The organism is Vreelandella rituensis, assembly GCF_003336665.1.
Taxonomy (GTDB): Bacteria; Pseudomonadota; Gammaproteobacteria; order Pseudomonadales; family Halomonadaceae; genus Vreelandella; species Vreelandella rituensis.
Genome location: NZ_QPIJ01000008.1, coordinates 1 through 18,925 on the forward strand (window position 1 = coordinate 1; position 18,925 = coordinate 18,925).

At 56.5% G+C, this 18,925-nt stretch carries 17 protein-coding genes and 1 pseudogene; 12 read left to right on the forward strand and 6 right to left on the reverse strand.

Features of this window, described 5'->3' with window-relative positions; all coding sequences use genetic code 11:
• Together DU506_RS05375 and DU506_RS05380 are read left to right on the forward strand one after the other, a co-directional pair.
• Positions 1-267: pseudogene (locus tag DU506_RS05375) on the forward strand (RNA-guided endonuclease IscB); the annotation flags it as partial.
• Positions 268-358: 91 nt separating this feature from the next.
• Positions 359-598: a DUF1653 domain-containing protein gene (locus tag DU506_RS05380; protein ID WP_114485918.1), complete on the forward strand. Its 240-nt coding sequence runs from the start codon at positions 359-361 to the stop codon at positions 596-598.
• Between the two features lie 71 nt (positions 599-669).
• Here DU506_RS05380 and bfr read toward each other — a convergent pair whose 3' ends face one another.
• The 5 genes from bfr to lptF all read right to left on the reverse strand — a co-directional run bounded on the left by bfr (position 670) and on the right by lptF (position 4,388).
• A complete protein-coding gene (gene bfr / locus DU506_RS05385) occupies positions 670-1,152 on the reverse strand; it encodes a bacterioferritin (RefSeq protein WP_114485919.1) in 483 nt (160 codons plus the stop codon).
• A gap of 203 nt (positions 1,153-1,355) precedes the next feature.
• Positions 1,356-1,562 (reverse strand): bacterioferritin-associated ferredoxin, encoded by a 207-nt coding sequence (locus DU506_RS05390; RefSeq protein WP_114485920.1) that lies wholly within the window; start codon positions 1,560-1,562, stop codon positions 1,356-1,358.
• A 161-nt stretch (positions 1,563-1,723) separates the two neighbouring features.
• Entirely contained in the window at positions 1,724-2,203 is a 480-nt protein-coding gene (locus tag DU506_RS05395; protein WP_235825450.1) for an RDD family protein, read from the reverse strand.
• A gap of 35 nt (positions 2,204-2,238) precedes the next feature.
• Entirely contained in the window at positions 2,239-3,309 is a 1,071-nt protein-coding gene (gene lptG / locus DU506_RS05400; protein WP_114485921.1) for an LPS export ABC transporter permease LptG, read from the reverse strand.
• Positions 3,309-4,388, reverse strand: a complete 1,080-nt coding sequence (gene lptF, locus DU506_RS05405; RefSeq protein ID WP_181870701.1) for an LPS export ABC transporter permease LptF — start codon at positions 4,386-4,388, stop codon at positions 3,309-3,311. The genes lptG and lptF overlap by 1 nt, the downstream gene beginning before the upstream one ends.
• A 134-nt stretch (positions 4,389-4,522) precedes the next feature.
• Here lptF and DU506_RS05410 point away from each other — a divergent pair, with 134 nt between their 5' ends.
• From DU506_RS05410 to DU506_RS05425, 4 genes are all read left to right on the forward strand, one after another.
• A complete protein-coding gene (locus DU506_RS05410) occupies positions 4,523-6,043 on the forward strand; it encodes a leucyl aminopeptidase (RefSeq protein WP_114485923.1) in 1,521 nt (506 codons plus the stop codon).
• A 137-nt stretch (positions 6,044-6,180) separates the two neighbouring features.
• Positions 6,181-7,278, forward strand: a complete 1,098-nt coding sequence (locus DU506_RS05415; protein WP_114485924.1) for a branched-chain amino acid aminotransferase — start codon at positions 6,181-6,183, stop codon at positions 7,276-7,278.
• A 99-nt stretch (positions 7,279-7,377) separates the two neighbouring features.
• Positions 7,378-7,812: a DNA polymerase III subunit chi gene (locus DU506_RS05420; protein WP_114485925.1), complete on the forward strand. Its 435-nt coding sequence runs from the start codon at positions 7,378-7,380 to the stop codon at positions 7,810-7,812.
• Positions 7,813-7,922: 110 nt separating this feature from the next.
• The gene (locus tag DU506_RS05425; protein WP_114485926.1) at positions 7,923-8,258 is read left to right on the forward strand and encodes a hypothetical protein; all 336 of its coding nucleotides are present in this window, start codon (positions 7,923-7,925) and stop codon (positions 8,256-8,258) included.
• A gap of 100 nt (positions 8,259-8,358) precedes the next feature.
• On the opposite strand, the gene DU506_RS05430 is transcribed toward DU506_RS05425, so the two are convergent.
• Entirely contained in the window at positions 8,359-9,861 is a 1,503-nt protein-coding gene (locus DU506_RS05430) for an RNA-guided endonuclease InsQ/TnpB family protein (protein WP_114485927.1), read from the reverse strand.
• Positions 9,862-9,881: 20 nt separating this feature from the next.
• Here DU506_RS05430 and tnpA point away from each other — a divergent pair, with 20 nt between their 5' ends.
• The 6 genes from tnpA (at position 9,882) to DU506_RS05460 (ending at position 18,835) form a co-directional block, all read left to right on the forward strand.
• Positions 9,882-10,340: an IS200/IS605 family transposase gene (gene tnpA / locus DU506_RS05435; protein WP_114485928.1), complete on the forward strand. Its 459-nt coding sequence runs from the start codon at positions 9,882-9,884 to the stop codon at positions 10,338-10,340.
• 134 nt (positions 10,341-10,474) lie between these two features.
• Entirely contained in the window at positions 10,475-11,674 is a 1,200-nt protein-coding gene (locus DU506_RS05440) for an MFS transporter (RefSeq protein WP_114485929.1), read from the forward strand.
• A 163-nt stretch (positions 11,675-11,837) separates the two neighbouring features.
• Entirely contained in the window at positions 11,838-12,056 is a 219-nt protein-coding gene (locus DU506_RS05445; protein ID WP_114485930.1) for a hypothetical protein, read from the forward strand.
• A 166-nt stretch (positions 12,057-12,222) separates the two neighbouring features.
• Positions 12,223-15,120, forward strand: coding sequence for a valine--tRNA ligase (locus DU506_RS05450; RefSeq protein WP_114485931.1), 2,898 nt, complete (start codon positions 12,223-12,225; stop codon positions 15,118-15,120).
• 363 nt (positions 15,121-15,483) lie between these two features.
• Positions 15,484-16,776 (forward strand): ATP-grasp domain-containing protein, encoded by a 1,293-nt coding sequence (locus DU506_RS05455; RefSeq protein WP_114485932.1) that lies wholly within the window; start codon positions 15,484-15,486, stop codon positions 16,774-16,776.
• A 16-nt stretch (positions 16,777-16,792) separates the two neighbouring features.
• Entirely contained in the window at positions 16,793-18,835 is a 2,043-nt protein-coding gene (locus DU506_RS05460; RefSeq protein WP_114485933.1) for a CocE/NonD family hydrolase, read from the forward strand.
• Positions 18,836-18,925: the final 90 nt, after the last annotated feature.

Genomic DNA, 18,925 nt, shown 5'->3' on the forward strand with positions numbered 1-18,925 from the left:
CGGCTCGACAAGTTCGGCTTTCCGCGTGGCTACCTGATGCGCCAAAAGCAAGTGAAGGGCTTTCAGACCGGCGATAGGGTCAGGGCGATTGTCCCGGCCGGCAAGAAGACCGGCAGCCACATGGGGCGCGTGGCGATTCGCAAGACCGGCAGTTTCAATATTCAGACAGAACAGGGCGCGGTCCAGGGGATTTCCTGGCGCCACTGCACCCTGCTGCAACGCGGTGATGGCTACGGCTACCACCAGATACCCACAATCCAACCCTAAAGGAGGGCGCGGACAGGGAGCCCCGAGTCGTGCTGCGCACGACGCGCTATCCCTCCCGGCGCTAAAGCAACCGGGTTTCCCGCGCAAAACGATGAAAGGTACCGTTCAATACCCGGTGTCCGGCATCTACCGGCACTACAAGGGTAATCTTTACGAAGTGATAGGCAGCGCACAGCATAGCGAAACCGGGGAAGCCCTGGTCGTCTACCGGGCGCTATATGGCGAATACGGCCTTTGGGTGCGGCCCCTTGAGATGTTCATGCAAAGCGCGGAAGTCCAGGGGGAACCAGTCGCCCGCTTTGCCCTGGAAAAACCTTTTCTGAAAGGCTAATTGCCGAGCGAGGGCCAGGACCAAAAAGGCAGCCAGATTGGCTGCCTTTGATCAGTTGCCGCGGCGAAGGATTATTCGTCGCCGGCAACCTGCATCTGAGTCTGGAGATAGTTCTGAAGACCGACCTTGTCGATCAGGCCCAGCTCGGTTTCGATGTGGTCGATGTGGTCTTCTTCATCGGCCAGAATATCGCGGAAGATGTCACGCGTGACATAGTCCTTGACCTGCTCGCAGTAGGTGATGGCTTCGATGTAATCATTGCGGCCGTCATGCTCGATCTTGAGATCGCTTTCCAGCATTTCCTTGACGTTTTCCCCAATGTGGAGCTTGCCGAGATCCTGGAGATTGGGCATCCCTTCAAGAAACAAGATGCGCTCGATCAGCTTATCCGCGTGGTTCATTTCTTCAATGGATTCTTCATATTCCCACTTGGCCAGTGCTTTCAGACCCCAGTCCTTGTACATCTTGGCATGCAGAAAATATTGGTTGATGGCAACCAGCTCGTTTCCCAACGCTGTGTTGAGATAAGCAATAACCTTCGGATCACCTTTCATAATGGCACCTCACGTTGTGCTATTGCAGGGATGGATTGCCTTTGCTGGCGAAGCCCATTACGCAATAGAAAAATTTATGGAGAGATCGAGTATAAGCCAATATGGCCCGCTCTCCCAGCGTGAGGGAAATTATAGACAATTGAGATAAAAATCAAATTAAATCATAAGGTTGTTAATGTTAATCCAGGTGAAAATGATTAACATCACACGGCGTAAGCGAGTCCCATATCGGCCTGTTGCATTTCCGACTTGATCGCTTCACGGGTCACGCTCTTGGCTACACAGGCGCATTTACCGCACTGGGTGGCACACCCCGTGGTTTCACGCACTTCGCGCCAACTGCGGGCCCCATCGCTGACATGGCGACGAATCTGGTGGTCGGTTACGCCCTTGCACACGCATACATACATGTGGTTCACCTCACAAAAGACATTAAGGTGAATGTAAATGATTCGCATGCATCTTTGCAAGTGGGATTGTATTTTTTTATCGCCCGGATGAAGTGCCCCAATCCAAGTGTTGCGTATGTGCTGGCCGTCACTGCTTTTTTGGTTTTCCTTATTCTTTCGGCTCATTTGTTGCGTTTGGGTAATACCACCGTGCGTGTGCCGGAAACGATGTCTGGCCAGCTACGCCGTTCACCATCGAACAGCACCCACCAATAGCCCAGCCCCAGGGCCGCCAACGATACCCAGGCAGTCAAGCAGCGAATGAGGCTTTGCATCACACTGATCGAAAAGCCATCCGGGGTCTGGACGCGTAACCGCCAGGCCTGCATGCCCAGCGTCATGCCGCCACGCGTCCATGAATAGATAAAAAATGCCATCGCGGAAAGCACCAGCAACAGGCGCAAGCTAGCTACCTGAAGCGGCCCTTGGCCCACCTGCTGCGCCTCCAGTCCCAGCACGAAGCGGGCAAAGGCCACATGGACCACGGTCACCACGAACCAGATGCCCGCCACCAGAAAGCCGTCGTAGAGCATGGCACCCAAGCGTCGCGCCAGAGCCGCCGGCCATACGCTGTCCAGCTGTGAGAATTGTCGTTGCATCATTATTAACATCACACCATCAAGAAAGTTGCGCGCCGCTATCCATTGCGGCGCAGTAAATACAGACCGACCAGCGCAACGCTCAGGGTAGGCACCAGTACCGCCCAGGCGGGTGAAAAACCGAAAATCGTCGACGCCGGTGCCAGCAGGTCCTGGGTGTATTTAAACACCAGCCCCGTCACTACGCCGTAGAACACCCGCGTGCCCGCCGCCACGGTGCGCAGCGGCCCGAACACGAATGAAGCGGCGATCAACACCAGTGAGGCCATGGTCAACGGCATCAACATTTTCTGCCAGAAATGCAAAAGCGGCTGGTCGGCCTGTAAGCCCTGGGCCTGCAAGAATTGCGCGTAATCCCATAGCTCGCTGGGCGCCTGGCTTTCGATACTGCGCAGCAGGCGCTCGAGCTGCATGGGCGTGAAAGCGGTATCCCATTCCATTCCCGCATGCTGTTCAGACTGGGTGCGGGTATCGGAAAGCCGGGTAATCGAGACATTTTCAAGCGTCCAGCTACCTTGCTCCCATACGCCACGTTCCGCATACAAGGTCTCGGTCAAGCGCTGGCCTTCGAAACGGTAACGCGTCAGGTCGAGCACCACGTTATCGGCACGAATCGCGCCAAAACGATAAATGCTGTCGCCTTCGAACTGCCAGCCGCTACGGCTGACCATTAACGCCCCTTCTCCCTGGCGCTTTTCCAGCCGCCAGGCTTCGGCGAACTGCTCGGTACGGGGACTTATGTATTCCGCCACCAGCAAGACCACGACTACCACCAGCAGCACCGGTTTCATCACGCCCCACAAGATACGGGTCAGGGATCGCCCGGCGACGCGCATCACGGTCAGTTCATTGCTTGAGGCCATTCCCCCCAGGCCGATCAAGGCGCCGATCAACACCGCCACCGGGGCATACTGATAAAAGCGCCAGGGCATGCGCATGAACAGATAGAGCAGAACGTCGAAGGCGCTGTAACCCGCCTCGACATGGCCGAGATCGCCGATGTAGGCAATCGTCAGGTCCAGCCCCAGCAAGACTATCTGCACGACGATGATCGCCACCAGCACATTACGGGCGATATAGCGGTCTAGCCGATCAGCTATTGTCAGCATCAGCGCATCCCCTTGCGTTGCGAGTGCCACAGCAGCCCAAAGCCGATCAGCAGAAATAATGCATGTACAGGCCAGACGCCCGCCGCTACGGGCCAGGCACCGCTACCCACGGCATCCACCACCGCCAACAGCAAACTCAAATAGGCGACATACAGAAATACCGCGGGCAATAGCTTGGCGAAGCGCCCTTGGCGTGGGTTGACCCGAGACAGCGGCTGAGCGATCAAGGCCAGCACGAAGACCATCAACGGCAATCCGGCTCTCCATTGCCACTGCGCCTGGGCGCGCGGGTTGTCGTCATTCCATAGCTCCTCCGTGGTGGCGTACTCCAACGAGTCCAGTTCGCGCCGGTCACGGCTCAGCCCCAGGCGCAGGGTATATCGCTCGAATGCCAAGTGCTCGGTTTCCTGTCTTCCGGGCGTGACGCCGTAACGCTCGCCCTCCTCCAGCACCAGAAAGCGGCTGCCGGTTTGCGGGCTGGTTTCCTGGTAACCACGTTGGGCACGGGTAACATAGTTGTGAATGAAGTCGTCTCCGCGCCGTCCCTGTTGATGCACGAACACGTCCTGCATGAGCGTGCCGTCGTCACTGAAACTGCCGATGTAAGCGGTACGCCCGCCGCCGAAATCCTGGAAGCGCCCGGGGGCGAGTAACGAGACATCCAGGCGGCTACGTTGCTCTTCCAGCGTCGCCGCATTATGCAAGGCCCCGGCCGGGGTCAGCCACAAACTGCATAGACCCACCAGAACCGCCACCACCGCTGCCGGCAATAAAGTGACTCGCAGCAGCCGGGAGGGGCTGATGCCACAGGCCACCATCACGGTGATTTCGCTGTTCATGTAAAGCTGCCCGTAGGCCAGCAAGATGCCGAGAAAAAACGCCAACGGCAGGATCAGTTCGAGAAACCCCGGGAGGTGAAACAGCATCAGGCTGCCGAGTATGGTCACCGGGATATCGCCTTCCGCGGCACTGCCGAAATAGCGGATAAAACGGCTGCCCATGATGACCAGCAGCAGAATACCGGTCACTGCTGCCATGGTCAGCAGGACTTCACGAGTCAGGTAACGAAATAAAATCAACGCACTCTCCGGCTTGTCGTGCAGGATGCCATGCAATGCAAGCATGCCTTGGGTACACTGAGGCTATGTGGCAAGGCGTAACGCCGAGCCGACATTATCCCGAATCCCTCGATGCTTGTCTTGTTGGAGACGTCATGGAATTTTCCGTTCAGACAGCCAATCCGGCCAAAGCCGAAACTGCCTGTTTAGTGGTACCGGTATTCAAGGACAGTGAATTGCTGCCCGCTGTCGCCAAGCTGGATGATGCCAGCGAACGGCTGATCGGCCAGCTGCTTGAGCGCGGCGACTTCGACGCCGCCTTGGGTAATGTACAGATGATTCCCTTCGCCCCGGGCCTCGGCGCCGAGCGCCTGATGCTGGTAGGGCTGGGCAAGCGCGAGAAGTGTCAGGAAGCCGCCTTTATCAAGGCATTGGACAGTGCCTTCAGCGCTCTGGTCAAGCTTCCTCTGGATGATATCACCATCGCCTTTACCGATGTGCCGGTGGAAAACCGCGATTGTGCCTGGAAAGCACGCATGGTGCTTGAAGCGAGCCAACGCGGCATTTACCGGTTTGACCGTTTCAAGACCGACCCGGCTCCGGCGCCTTCGCTCAAGCACATTACCTTGGTCGTCAGCGAATCCGCCAACACCGAGGCCGCTCAGGCAGGCGCCAGAATAGGCAATGCCATCGGTGAAGGCGCCAGTCTGGCCCGTACCCTGGGCAACCTGCCGGGCAATATCTGCACCCCGAGCTATCTGGCCGAACAAGCCCAGGAACTCGGCAAGAGCGCCAAGGGTGACTTGGAAGTCGAGATTCTCGACGAGGAAGCGCTGGAAGCTCTCGGGGCGAACTCCCTGCTTTCTGTGGGCCGGGGCAGCGCCGAACCGACACGTCTGATCGTGATGAAGTATTACGGCGCCGATGACAGCGAAGAAGCGCCGCATGTGCTGGTGGGCAAGGGTATTACCTTCGACAGCGGGGGCATTTCGCTCAAGCCCGGCGAAGGCATGGACGAAATGAAATTCGACATGTGCGGCGCCGCCAGCGTGCTGGGCACCGCCAAGGCAATCCTCGGCATCAAGCCCAAGCTCAACCTGGTGTTCGTCGTGGCTGCCGCGGAAAACATGCCTGACGGCCACGCCACCAAGCCCGGCGATATCATCACCACGCTGAAAGGCTTGAGCGTGGAAGTGCTCAACACCGATGCCGAGGGCCGTCTGGTACTGTGTGACGCCCTGACGTATACCGAACGTTTCAAACCGGCTAGCGTCGTGGATATCGCCACGCTCACCGGCGCCGCCATCATCGCGCTCGGCCATCATGCCACCGGGCTTCTGTCCAACAATGATGACCTGGCGCTGGATCTTCTGGATGCCGGAGAAACTGCCTGGGATCGTGCCTGGCACCTGCCGCTGTGGGACGAATACCAGCAGCAGCTGGAGTCCAATTTCGCTGATCTGGCCAATATCGGTGGACGCCCGGCGGGCACCATTACCGCTGCCTGCTTCCTGTCGCGCTTTGCCGACAACTTCCCTTGGGCCCACCTGGATATTGCCGGCACCGCCTGGCATTCCGGTAAACAAAAAGGGGCGACGGGACGACCGGTCGGGCTGTTGACTCAGTACCTGATGGACCGGGAAAACGATGTCCAGGTAGAAAGTAGTGACACCTGACCCGCTAAAGATTGCCTTTCGACACCGCAACCTTTAAACCTGTTTAATTAAACAAACACCGAAGGTTATCCTTCGGTGTTCCCGTATCGCATCATGAAACGCCCAAGGGCGTTTGATTACAGCGGAGATTATCAGTCGTGTCCACTCGCTTTGATCCCTTGCCGTCGACTCAACCCACGGCAGACCACATTCGTGACAATATTCTCGAAAACCCGGGTTTCGGCCGTTATTTCACCGACCACATGGCCCACGTTCGCTGGACCCTGGACAACGGTTGGCACGGCCATGAAGTACGGCCTTACGGCCCGCTGACCCTTGATCCAGCTGCCGCCGTGTTGCATTACGGCCAGGAAATTTTCGAAGGCGTCAAGGCGTACCGCCATGCCGACGGTTCGGTGTGGACCTTCCGCCCGGAAAAGAATGCCGAACGCTTTCGCCGCAGCGCCCGTCGCCTGGCACTGCCGGAGCTTTCCGATGACGACTTTATCGGCTCCCTGAAAGCGCTGCTGGCCCAGGATCACGCCTGGGTACCCACGCCTTCCAGTGACGCCGATGAATGCAGCCTTTACCTGCGCCCCTTCATGATCGCCAGCGAGAAATTCCTCGGGGTGCGCCCCTCGCATGAAGTGGATTATTACGTCATCGCCTCACCGGCGGCGGCTTACTTCAAGGGCGGCATTGAACCGGTTTCGATCTGGTTGTCGACCAACTATAACCGTGCGGCGCCCGGCGGCACCGGTTTCGCCAAGTGCGGTGGCAACTACGCCGCTTCGTTGGCGGCACAGAAAGAAGCCGAAGCCCACGGCTGTGGCCAGGTGGCATTTCTGGATGCCACGGAAAACAAATGGGTGGAAGAACTCGGCGGCATGAACCTGTTCTTCGTCTTCAAGGACGGTCGTATCGTCACGCCCAAGCTCACCGGCACCATTCTCGAAGGGGTGACCCGTGACTCCGTCCTGACCTTGGCCAAGGATGAAGGTCTGACCCCGGAAGAACGCCATATCAGCATCGATGAGTGGCGTGACGGCGCGGCATCCGGCGAGATCACGGAAATATTTGCCTGCGGCACCGCGGCGGTGATCACACCGGTGGGCGAGCTGGTGGGTGAAAACGAACGCATTCGTCTGACTGCCGGTGGTGACAATGATATCGCCAAGCGCCTGCGTACCAAGCTGCTCGACCTGCAGTACGGGCGCAGTGAAGACAGCCGCAGCTGGCTAACCCGACTGATCTAACGCTTCATTGAGGCGATGACAGTGGCATCGCCGCCTGCGGGCGGCGATATTCATCCTCAAAGCTCCTCTAACAAGGCAGCCCCTCCCAAGCCAGCGCCCATGACCCGTATCGACTTCTACATCCTGCCCGACACCACCCTTGAGGCACGCCTGTCCTTCGCCTGTCGCCTGGCCGAAACCATCCATGGCAAAGGCTATCGACTGCATCTGCATTGCGCCGACCGCAGCATGGCCGAACAGCTCGATAGCATGCTGTGGACGTTTCGCCCGGACGCCTACCTCCCCCACGCTTTGCTCGAAAGCGACATGGCCGAGAGCGTCCCCGTGACGCTCAGCTGGACAGCATTGCCCACCCCGACCCAAGCCACGGCGCTGCTCAACTTGCACTCGGAGATTCCCGAAGGCGTCAATGATTACGCCCGTGTGGCGGAAATCATCAACCAGCACCAGGAAGTATTGATCACCAAGCGCGCCTGCTGGCAACGTTACAAGCAGCTCGGCCATGAGGTGGTGTCCCATCAACTGAAGTCTTGAGCACTTACCTTCAGGCAGAAACTGAATGATTGACTATAGTTAGGAACACACCTGGCCCAATGATTCAATAGGCGCCAATCGGCGCTGATACCTGTAAGGAGACTGCCATTATGGTTAGACACATTGCCGGCGTATATGAATCGGTCGATCAAGCACTAGGCGCTATGCGTGACCTGACTTCCTGGGGTTTTCCCAGCGAAAAATTCCATCTTATCGGCCAGGAAAACAAGACCCATGAGTTTCAGGCCGGATTGGTGGGCAAGGAACTGACGCTGGATGAGGTTCCTGAAGCCGTCATCAACGAAAACAGGTCCACCGATACCTACCAGAAATGGAAACAACATATCGACCAGGGTCGCACCCTGTTGATAGCTTCCATCAATGACGACGCTGCAGACAATGTCATCGAAAAGATGAAAGGCCATCAGCCTCTGGAAATCAGCTGAGGCCCGAATTGAGCCTGATTCACCTTCAAGCCCGGCAGGTCTTACCTGTCGGGCTTCCATGTTATGAACTACCTCCAGCTAAAGCAAGGAGGTTTCCAGTCTACCCTGACGGGTCGACCTTTGTTGTAGAAAGCGTCGCTGCCTCAACGTGAGACAAATGAAGACTGCCCGAGGTCTCGGGACTTATTCCAGACGTCTCGACCGTCGAGGCGTGGGAGGCTGCCAAACTGGCCAGACCGTCCTCTCGGCTTTCTGATTTTTTACCTGATGGCCGTTCGCCCACCAGGGGAAGATCACTCTCCAGGTGCTTCTTACGTCGTCTTGCAATGGTCTTGCGCGGTTTTGCCTTAGCAGCAAACGCTCCGCTCTTGATGTCTCTGACGCCTCGCTTGGCGATATTGCGGGCGGCATTCTCGTCCGCATTGGCCTTGAGGCCGCATGCCAGGCAATGAAACCCGGCTTGAGTGGGCCGCTCGGTGTTGCGGCTGCCACAGGCATGACACTCCTTCGAGGTGTACGCCGGATTGATCTTGAGAAANTTGTTCAGGCTGCGGTTAAGCCCGGATTTGGCCCTTGCCCCATTTTTAAGAGTCTGGCGGCCTTGGGTTTGCTTCTTTGCCCGCCTGGTCATCGCCTTGAGTTTGAGGTCTTCCACACAGATGATCTCGCCTGACGTTTCCACGACGTTCCGCGACACGCGATGCGCGAAATTTCGGCGCAGTCGACGAATCTTGCCATGCAGGGTGGCTATCTGGTTGGCGAGATGACGCTGATTGTTCGACGCGCAGCGCCGGGACTTATTGCCGTTGCGACGCTTCTTGCCACTGAGGGCTGCCTGGAGCCGCTTGATCCGGTCGTTATGTCGTCGAAGCTGGCGCTTTTCTTCCGGGGTGTAGTCGAAGATCGTGCCATTGCAGGCCTGAAGGGGGCGGGCAACACCGCCGTCCAGGCCGGTGATATAACCCAGCAGCTTGTCGTCATCGAGGTACGCAACGTCGTTGAGTAGCGCCTCGTTGTCAGGGTAGGTCTGACCATCATCCAGTGAGCCGGAGAACGTGAAGCTGCGTCCCTGGCGGCTGATGACAAACTGCTTGCTCAGTGATGCGTACGAATAAGGCACGGTGATAGAAAACAGCTTGGTGCGCTTCCTGGTTGCCGAGTCATAGATCGTCACCTGAGTCTTGTCGTTTGCGACAGGCTGAAGATCAAACAACTCCTGGGTGATGATACAGCTACGTTTATTGTTTCGGCCTTTGACCTTGGGAAACCTGGAAATCCCTTTTCGGGCGGCTTCCGCATCGGCATAGGCCGAGCTGGCGGCGTTACGCAGGATTTGAACGGGTATGTCTTTCAGGAAGGCAACGTCAGGGGCTTGCTTGATCGGGGCGTACGCCTGGTTGATCTCGGTCCCTCGGCCTTGCGCCAGCAAGTCACGATACTCACGCACCTTATAGTTACGCAGCACATTCGCGCCACCTATCCATTGAGCAAAGGCGGTCGCCTGTCGTGAAGACAGGCGATCCGAAATGCTTAATGAAAAACCGCGCTGTGCCATAAGGGACCTGGTTGCATAAACAGGACAATGGTTCCAGGCTAGCGCCATCCCCCTAATGAGTCAAGACTATGAGTGACGAGTACCCCTGGAGAACTGGCAGGTCATGCGCTTACCGACTTCACTACCACCTTGTCTTTGTCCCGAAATATCGGCGCGATGTCTTCACCGAGTCGATGCTGGTCCGTTTGGACGCGGTGTTGCGCGAAACCTGTGAGCAAATGCAGGGCGAATTGATCGAGTTTAACGGCGAGGCCGACCATCTCCACCTGCTGGTCATCTGCCCACCACAGAAAGCCCTGTCTCACTTTATCGGCAAGCTCAAAGGCAAGGGTGCTTACGTGATACGCAAGGCGTTTGCACAAGACATCGCCGACAAACGCTGGGGCAGCCAGTTCTGGTCACCGTCCTACTGCGTCGTCAGTTGCGGGGGCGCACCGCTGGATATCGTGACGCATTACATCACCGACCAGCAGCGCCCCACCTCCGAGAAAGGTGAACAACAATTGCGGCGGCTACGCCGCCGATAGCGGCCTTCCCTGGCCGATCCGGCTTGACTCGAAGCTAAAGCAACCGAGATTGCGCCGGGGTTGGTTCAAAGATAGTATTTCGAAAGCGGCGAAAGGTAGACTGGTGGGACCGACTCGCCTCAAGGCATCACTCCATGCTTGTTTCTTTGCTCACGCGCCATCCTCTTGCCACCATCGTCATTGCGCAACTTTTCGGCACCTCATTGTGGTTCAGCGTCAATGGCGTGGGGTTGGCCTTGAGCGAGGCTGTCGGCTTGAGCGAACGGGGCCTGGGGCTGCTTACCATCGCCGTCCAGGCGGGCTTCATCAGCGGTACCTTGATGATCGCCACCACCGGGCTTGCCGACAGAGTACAGGCCAGCCGGTTGTTCGCCTGCTCCGCCGTGGCCGGTGCCTTATGCAACGCCGCTTTCATCGACATGGCCGAATCGCTTTCTCTTGCGGTGATTGCGCGATTTTTTACCGGTCTGTGCCTGGCCGGCATTTACCCCTTGGGCATGAAACTGGTGGTCAGCTGGACACCCAGCCACGCCGGCGCGGCACTCGGCTGGCTGGTGGGCATGTTGACCCTGGGCACCGCTTCCCCACACTTGTTGCGCGGTCTCACCCTGGCGCTACCCTGGCAGTGGCCGCTGCTGTTGGCCTCGCTTCTGGCTTTGATTGCCGCCGTGCTGATCTTGCGTCTTGGTGATGGTCCGCACCTGCCCGGTCCCGCTAAGGGAGGCCGCCCCTGGGTAGGGCTTGCAGCGTTTCGAGTCAACAATTTTCGCGCGACGGCCCTGGGTTATTTCGGCCATTGCTGGGAGCTGTATGCTTTCTGGGCGCTGGTGCCTTATCTGGTCAGTCGTGAAGTCGCACGGTTAGGTTGGGATCCTTCCTGGCTGCCCTGGCTTGCGTTTCTGGTGATCGCCCTTGGCCTTCCCGGCTGTGTCGGTGGCGGTTGGCTGAGCCGTCGCATGGGCAGTGACCGCGTGGCCGTCGGCGCCCTGGCGGTTTCCGGCACGCTATGCCTGGTCTACCCCTTTCTCGGCGGCTCCTCGCCCCTGCTGTTGCTGGGGTTGTTGGCTATTTGGGGGCTTTGCGTGATTGCCGACTCACCCCAGTTTTCCGCCCTGGCTTCTGTCACCGCACCGCGTGAACGCCTGGGCGCGGCGCTGGCGATCATGAATGCCATCGGTTTTGCTCTGACCATTCCCGCCATCGCCCTGACCACCACGCTCTGGTCAAGCCAGCAACTGGCGGTTTTATGGTGGCTGCTTCCCGGCCCAGTACTGGGACTGTTGGCCATGCGCTTCTACAGCCCTGGTCGCGCCATCGCAACCTCAAGCGCTTGATTGCGGATTACATTTTAGCGAATCTTCCTTGTAAAACGTTTTTCAATCAAGACGGCGGCACGTCAACCTTACATTGCACTGCAAAATAAATAAAAACTCGTTTAAACTAAGAAACTAGTACCAAGGAGCTTAATAGACTTAGTAACAAAGTTGGGGAGCTAACATGTACCGCCGCATTTACCGCAACGCCTGGATCCAAGGTTTCCTGGATGGCGAACGAGGCAAGCGTCATCAAACGTTGAAAGGTATCCCAGGGTTTCGCTACACCAACGGATGGATTGAAGGACACGCAAAACTGCTCGGCTATGGGTACCGCCGGCGGTACGCCACTGAAAAAGAAATCGAGCAAACGCGCGTTTTTCCCAATACAGCGACTCGCTGACTACCCACTTCTATCCTGTAGCGACTCACCAAAGCCCTTGTTGGGCTTTGCCCCCTGACGCCACTGCCTCTCCCGCGCTATACTTGGCGCCATTTTTCGGAACGTTTCCGCCCATTCGATTCGATGCTCCGTTGGCGCGGGGTATCTTTGTTGCGAGCCGCTATTCATGGAAAAGACCTACCAACCCGAACAGATCGAAACCCGCTGGTACGAACGCTGGGAAGCCGATGGACGCTTCGCGCCCAGCGGTGAAGGTGAGCCTTTCTCGATCATGATTCCGCCGCCCAACGTTACCGGCAGCCTGCACATGGGCCATGCGTTCCAGGACACCATCATGGATACGCTGACGCGCTGGAAACGCATGCAGGGGCACAACACTCTGTGGCAGGTAGGTACCGACCATGCAGGCATCGCCACGCAAATGCTGGTAGAACGCAAGGTGGCCGTCGAAGAAGGCAAGACCCGCCATGACTTGGGGCGCGAGGCATTCATCGACAAGGTATGGGAGTGGAAGCACGAATCCGGCGGCCATATCACCCGCCAGCTGCGCCGCATGGGTGCCAGTGTCGACTGGTCCCGCGAACGCTTCACCATGGACGAAGGCTTTTACAAGGCAGTTCAGGAAGTCTTCGTGCGCCTCCACGAAGAAGGCCTGATCTATCGCGGCAAGCGCTTGGTCAACTGGGACCCCACCCTGCACACCGCGATTTCCGACCTGGAAGTCGAGAACCGCGACCAGCAGGGCAGTTTCTGGCACTTCCGCTACCCCTTGGCCGACGGCGTCACCACCGACGATGGCAAAGACTATCTGGTAGTCGCCACCACCCGCCCGGAAACCCTGCTGGGTGACACCGGCGTGGCGGTCAACCCGGCGGACCCGCGTTACATTTCGCTGGTGGGCAAGTTCATCGAACTGCCGTTGGTCGGCCGCCGGATTCCCGTTGTTGCTGATGAACACGCCGACATGGAAAAAGGCTCGGGCTGCGTGAAGATCACCCCAGCGCATGACTTCAATGACTACGAAGTCGGCAAGCGCCAGGATCACGTTCTGATCAACATCTTCTCCAAGGATGCGACGATTCTCGAGCGAGCCGAGGTTTACAACCTCAAGGGCCAGCCGCAACCGGACGTCGACCCCACCCTGCCCGCCAAGTACGCCGGTCTTGACCGCTTTGAAGCACGCAAGCAGATCGTCGCCGACATGGACGCACTCGGCCTGCTGGAGCAAGTGGAAGCGGTCAACAACACCCTGCCCTATGGCGACCGCTCGGGCGATGTCATCGAGCCGCTGCTTACCGACCAATGGTTCGTGGCCGTCGAAAGCCTGGCCAAACCGGCCATCGAGGCGGTGGAAAACGGCGACATTCAGTTCGTGCCCAAGAATTACGAGAACATGTACTTCGCCTGGATGCGCGATCTTCAGGACTGGTGTATTTCACGCCAGCTGTGGTGGGGGCATCGCATTCCCGCCTGGTACGACACCGAGGGCAATATCTTTGTCGCCCGCACCGAGCAAGAGGCCCGCGAGAAACATGGTTTAAGCGCGGACGTCCAGTTGACCCAGGACGAAGACGTCCTGGATACCTGGTTCAGTTCGGGCCTCTGGACCTTCGGCACCTTGGGTTGGCCGGAGAAGACCCCGGAGCTTGCGACCTTCCACCCTTCGAGTGTGCTGGTCACCGGTTTCGACATCATCTTCTTCTGGGTGGCGCGCATGATCATGCTGACCCTGAAGTTTACGGACGAAGTACCGTTCAAGACCGTCTATGTGCATGGCCTGGTACGTGATGCCCAAGGCCAGAAGATGTCCAAGTCCAAGGGTAACGTGATCGACCCCATCGACTTGATCGATGGCATCGAGATTGAAACGCTGGTCGAAAAGCGCACCGGCAACATGATGCAGCCGCAGAAAGCCAAGGCGATCGCCAAGGCCACGCGCCAGGAGTTCGACGGCGGTATCGAAGCCCACGGCACCGATGCGCTGCGCTTCACCTTCCTTTCCCAGGCCACCACCGGGCGTGACATCAAGTTCGACATGAGCCGCCTGGATGGCTATCGCAACTTCTGCAACAAGCTGTGGAATGCCTCGCGCTACGTGCTGATGAACGCCGAGGGCGAGGACTGCGGCATCGGTCAGGATAGCGAGGTTGAGCTTTCCCTCGCCGATCGCTGGATCATTTCCCAGTTGCAGAAAACCGAAGCCCAGGTCACCAAGGCGATGGAGGAATACCGTTTCGACCACGCCTCCCAGGCGCTCTACGACTTCGTATGGAACGAGTACTGCGACTGGTACCTGGAGCTTTCCAAACCGGTGCTGTGGGAGGATGACGTACAAGGAAGTACTAATGCTGCGGGAAACAGGGCGTCGGGAGCGGCGGCGCTAGAAAAGCGCAAAAGAGGCACACGCCGCACCCTGGTGCGTGTACTGGAAGCCATTCTGCGCCTGGCCCACCCGATGATGCCGTATATTTCCGAGGAAATCTGGCAGCGCGTGGCGCCCTTGGCCGGTACGTTCAAAGGGGAAAATGACTCGATCATGGTCCAACCATGGCCCCAGGCCGAACAGGCCAAGATCGATGAACAGGCCACCCTGGATATCGAATGGCTCAAGGGTGTGATCATCGCAGTGCGCAACATCCGCGCCGAGATGAACATCGCCCCCGGCAAGCCGCTGGACGTGATGTTGACCAAGGGCAAGCCCGAAGACCAGTCACGGCTCGAGAGCAATCGCTTGTTCCTTTCCAAGCTCGCCAAGCTGGAAAGCGTGACCTGGCTTGCCAACCCCGACGATGCCCCGCTTTGCGCCACCCAACTGGTGGGTGAGATGGAGGTGTTGGTGCCCATGGCTGACCTGATCGACAAGGACGTTGAGCTCAAGCGCCTGTCCAAGGAAATCGACAAGCAGGATAAGCTGATCGGTGGCATCGAGAAAAAACTAGGTAACGAAGGCTTTCTCGCCAAGGCTCCGGATGCGGTAGTGGAAAAGGAGCGCGGCAAGTTAAAGGACTTCCAGGCTGCCCGTAAGCTCTTGCTGGAGCAGCAGGAAAAGATCCAGGCGTTGTAAAGCCATCAGCAGCCTTATCCTTGCATTTACGCCCGCACCCTTGGTGCGGGCGTATTGGTTTGGATGGCATCATGCCGTCGAACCTCTATTTCACCCTCCTTTCTTCCGAGCATAGTCCATTCAGGAAAATGAATTAACTAGGCTATGCTCGACAAGCTGTGCGTTCCTTCCAATCATAACGGTTGATTTTTGTTGCTTTTGCTTGGAAGCCCCTCCCTCCTTTACTACGTTAATGGAGTAGGTTCGGCTTACCTGCTTTAGCTTGAGTTACTTGGTTTATTGCGCGCTGCCTCAGCGTAATAATAATCAACCAAAATGAGGATTACCCGTTCAGGAGCTTATTCTGCTCAAGGAGACAGAGGGATGAAACGCAATGTATTTGTCATCGCCTTGGAAGAGCAGCAACGTAAGGAATTCCAGACAATACGGCGAGCCCAGGCGTTTAATCTTTACGGTGTACTGGATGTCGCCACGGCGGTTGAGTCGGCCGATAAGTTTTCCTTTAATGAGCTTTTAGAAAAAGCCAGAAAGGAAATTGCGAGCCATGAATGTTCAGTGGATGCGATTGTAGCCCACTGGGATTTTCCCACGAGTGTCATGGTTCCCTTGCTCTGTAAAGAGCAACGCATTCCCTCGCCCTCTGTGGAAAGCGTCCTTAAATGTGAACATAAATACTGGAGTCGTCTTGAACAGAACAAGGTAATTCCTGAATGCGTACCTGACTTCTGTAGTATTAACCCTTTCGAAAAAGACCCCTTTGACCAAGTCACCTTGGACTACCCGTTCTGGCTAAAGCCCGTCAAAGCTTTCTCGTCACAGCTGGGTTTCAAGATAGAGAACAAGCAACAATTCGACGAAGCGATAAATACCATGCGTGATGACATTCGTCATTTCGGCGACCCCTTCAATGAAGCCCTTGACAAGGTTGAGCTACCGCCTGAGATAGAGGAGCGGGATGGCAATACCTGCATTGCGGAAAAGTTGATAGATGGGGTACAAGCTGCTCCTGAAGGGACGATGTTTCATGGGGAATTCAATGTGCATGGCATTATCTCCCAGCCCTGCAGCACGGATTCCGGTCTCTTCGATCGTTTGGAATACCCCAGCAATCTTCCTGAAAACATCCACCGCCGGATGATTCTCGCTTGCAAGAAGTTTCTTAAGCATATTGATTTCGACAATGGCTGTTTCAATGCAGAATTCATGTGGGATGAAAATGACGACAAATTATGGCTGATAGAAGTCAATACGCGAATCTCCCAGTCGCATAGCGAAATATTCATCATGGTGGACGGCATGAGTAACCATGAAGTAGCGATTGATATCGCTCTTGGTGAGCGGCCCTCCCTACCTAATCGTGAAGGGCCATACCCGGTAGCCGCCAAATGTTACATCCCTTACCAAAAAAAGGATGGAATTGTCACCGGGCTGCCCACGCAAGAAGAGATAGAAAAACTAAAAAACAGATTCCCCGGCCTTATTGTCAAGTTTACCGTCGAGAAAGGAACCCGGCTTAGTGAACTCGTCAATCAAAATGCCTTTTGTTATCAGTTAGGCACATTATTCATTCCAGCGGAAAGTCACGAACAGCTTAATGAGCGCTATATGGCTTGCCTGGAGGCACTTGAGTTCAAGATCGACCCTATTCATCAATGAATCTCAAGGAGGTATAATGAAGGACATATCTTCCTATTCCTACAAGACGGAAATCATAGAAAACGTCTTTATCCCCATGCGGGATGGAGCCCGACTCGCCGCACGCATATGGTTGCCGGAAAGCGCCCACAATGAACCATTACCGGCGATAATGGAATATATCCCCTACCGTAAACGCGACCTTACCCGAGGCCGAGATGCCACGAACCATAGCTATATGGCAGGCCATGGCTATGTATGTGTCAGGGTGGATCTTCGTGGCAGCGGCGACTCCGATGGCATCATCACGGATGAATATACCCAGCAGGAACGAGAAGATGGCGTGGATGCGATTGCCTGGATCGCCAAGCAGCCCTGGTGTGATGGAAATGTCGGGATGATGGGGATTTCCTGGGGCGGCTTCAATAGTTTGCAAGTGGCGGCGAAACAACCCCCCGAGTTAAAGGCGATAATCAGCCTATGTTCCAGCGACGATTTATATGCGGATAACATGCACTACATGGGAGGCTGTCTACTCGGCGATAACTTATCCGAAGCGACGGTCATGTTCGCGTTCAACTCTCTTCCACCCGACCCGCATATCGTCGGAGACCGGTGGCGCGACATGTGGTTTGAACGCATGGAATCCAGCGGGTTGTGGCTGGAAGCCTGGCTGAAAAATCAGCGACGTAATGACTATTGGTCGAGCGCCTCCGTTTGTGAGCATTACGATGCCATTCAGTGCCCGGTATATGCCATTGGCGGTTGGGCCGATGGCTTCACCAATACCGTCTTGCGCTTGCTTAAACATCTGGAAGTGCCACGTAAAGGGCTTATCGGCCCCTGGGGACACAAATATCCTCACCAGGGGATGCCCGGTCCGGCGATTGGCTTTCTCCAGGAGGCATTGAGATGGTGGGACTATTGGTTGAAAGGAAAAGACAACGGCATCATGGAGGAACCACCGCTGCGCGCCTGGTTACAGGATAGTATTCCTCCCGATACGTCATATGAAGAACGCCCGGGCAGATGGATCAGTGAGCCCGGCTGGCCTTCGGCTAACATTCACGAGACGAATTACACTTTGGGCAATGCCACTCTGTCACGAAGTGAAAGCCACACCTCTCCTGGGAAAGAAAATCCACAAGAGGAAATACTGGCGGTCCAATCCCCACTGAGTGTAGGACTGTTTGCCGGTAAATGGTGCTCTTATGCCGCTACCCCTGATTTACCGGGAGATCAGCGGGAAGAAGATGGGGGGTCGCTTATCTTCACGACGGCGCCTCTTGAAGAACCCCTCGAAATATTCGGTATGCCAACGCTTACGCTTGAGCTTTCAGCGGACAAACCTCAAGGCATGGTGGCGGTCCGTCTTTCCGATGTCGCGCCTAGCGGAAAGGCCACGCGCGTCACCTATGGGCTGCTAAATTTATCGCATCGTGACAGCGATTCCGCTCCCCAACCGATGACCCCGCATCAGCGCTACCGTGTCAAGGTTTCCTTGAATGGAATAGCCCAACGATTCCCGGCGAAACATCAGCTAAGAGTGTCGGTTTCCACCTCTTATTGGCCCTTGGCATGGCTTCCTCCCGAACCCGTTAAACTTAACGTTTACCCGGAAAGCAGCGTCCTGACCCTACCCGTACGTCCACCCAGAAAAGAGGACGAATCCTTGGTGGACTTTGCCGAGCCGGAAGGCGGGCAGCCGCTTGCCACCACGACTCTTCAACCTAGTGAGCATAACTGGTTGTTACATCGTGACCTTGCTGCAAAAACGTCCACCCTGGAAGTGGTCAATGACCAGGGTAATTTTCGTATCGATGATATCGGCACGGAAATCCACCGTAGCACCCGTGAATGGTACTCCACAGAGGACGATAACTTCAGCTCCGCGCGAGGTGAAACCTATACAGAGCGAGCTTTTTGGCGTGAAGATTGGAATGCGGAAGTCTATACCCGCACAATACTAAGCTGCTCGAACGAAAACTTTTACATTCACGCCCAGCTCGATGCTTACGAAGACGATTACCGGGTTTTCTCTAAAAACTGGGAAATGGTCATCCCTCGAGACAACATCTAGAAAGCGTAGAAGAATCGCATATTCCTTCTCCACCCGGAGCAGTCGAGATGGCACGTCGAGGTCGCCCTAGATACAGACTGGGCATCTGCC

Coding starts and splice junctions, on each gene's coding strand:
- DU506_RS05380 (WP_114485918.1), top strand. CDS start 359: ATGAAAGGTACCGTTCAATACCCGGTGTCCGGCATCTACCGGCACTAC.
- bfr (WP_114485919.1), bottom strand. CDS start 1,152: ATGAAAGGTGATCCGAAGGTTATTGCTTATCTCAACACAGCGTTGGGA.
- DU506_RS05390 (WP_114485920.1), bottom strand. CDS start 1,562: ATGTATGTATGCGTGTGCAAGGGCGTAACCGACCACCAGATTCGTCGC.
- DU506_RS05395 (WP_235825450.1), bottom strand. CDS start 2,203: ATGATGCAACGACAATTCTCACAGCTGGACAGCGTATGGCCGGCGGCT.
- lptG (WP_114485921.1), bottom strand. CDS start 3,309: ATGCTGACAATAGCTGATCGGCTAGACCGCTATATCGCCCGTAATGTG.
- DU506_RS05410 (WP_114485923.1), top strand. CDS start 4,523: ATGGAATTTTCCGTTCAGACAGCCAATCCGGCCAAAGCCGAAACTGCC.
- DU506_RS05420 (WP_114485925.1), top strand. CDS start 7,378: ATGACCCGTATCGACTTCTACATCCTGCCCGACACCACCCTTGAGGCA.
- DU506_RS05425 (WP_114485926.1), top strand. CDS start 7,923: ATGGTTAGACACATTGCCGGCGTATATGAATCGGTCGATCAAGCACTA.
- tnpA (WP_114485928.1), top strand. CDS start 9,882: ATGAGTGACGAGTACCCCTGGAGAACTGGCAGGTCATGCGCTTACCGA.
- DU506_RS05440 (WP_114485929.1), top strand. CDS start 10,475: ATGCTTGTTTCTTTGCTCACGCGCCATCCTCTTGCCACCATCGTCATT.
- DU506_RS05445 (WP_114485930.1), top strand. CDS start 11,838: ATGTACCGCCGCATTTACCGCAACGCCTGGATCCAAGGTTTCCTGGAT.
- DU506_RS05450 (WP_114485931.1), top strand. CDS start 12,223: ATGGAAAAGACCTACCAACCCGAACAGATCGAAACCCGCTGGTACGAA.
- DU506_RS05455 (WP_114485932.1), top strand. CDS start 15,484: ATGAAACGCAATGTATTTGTCATCGCCTTGGAAGAGCAGCAACGTAAG.
- DU506_RS05460 (WP_114485933.1), top strand. CDS start 16,793: ATGAAGGACATATCTTCCTATTCCTACAAGACGGAAATCATAGAAAAC.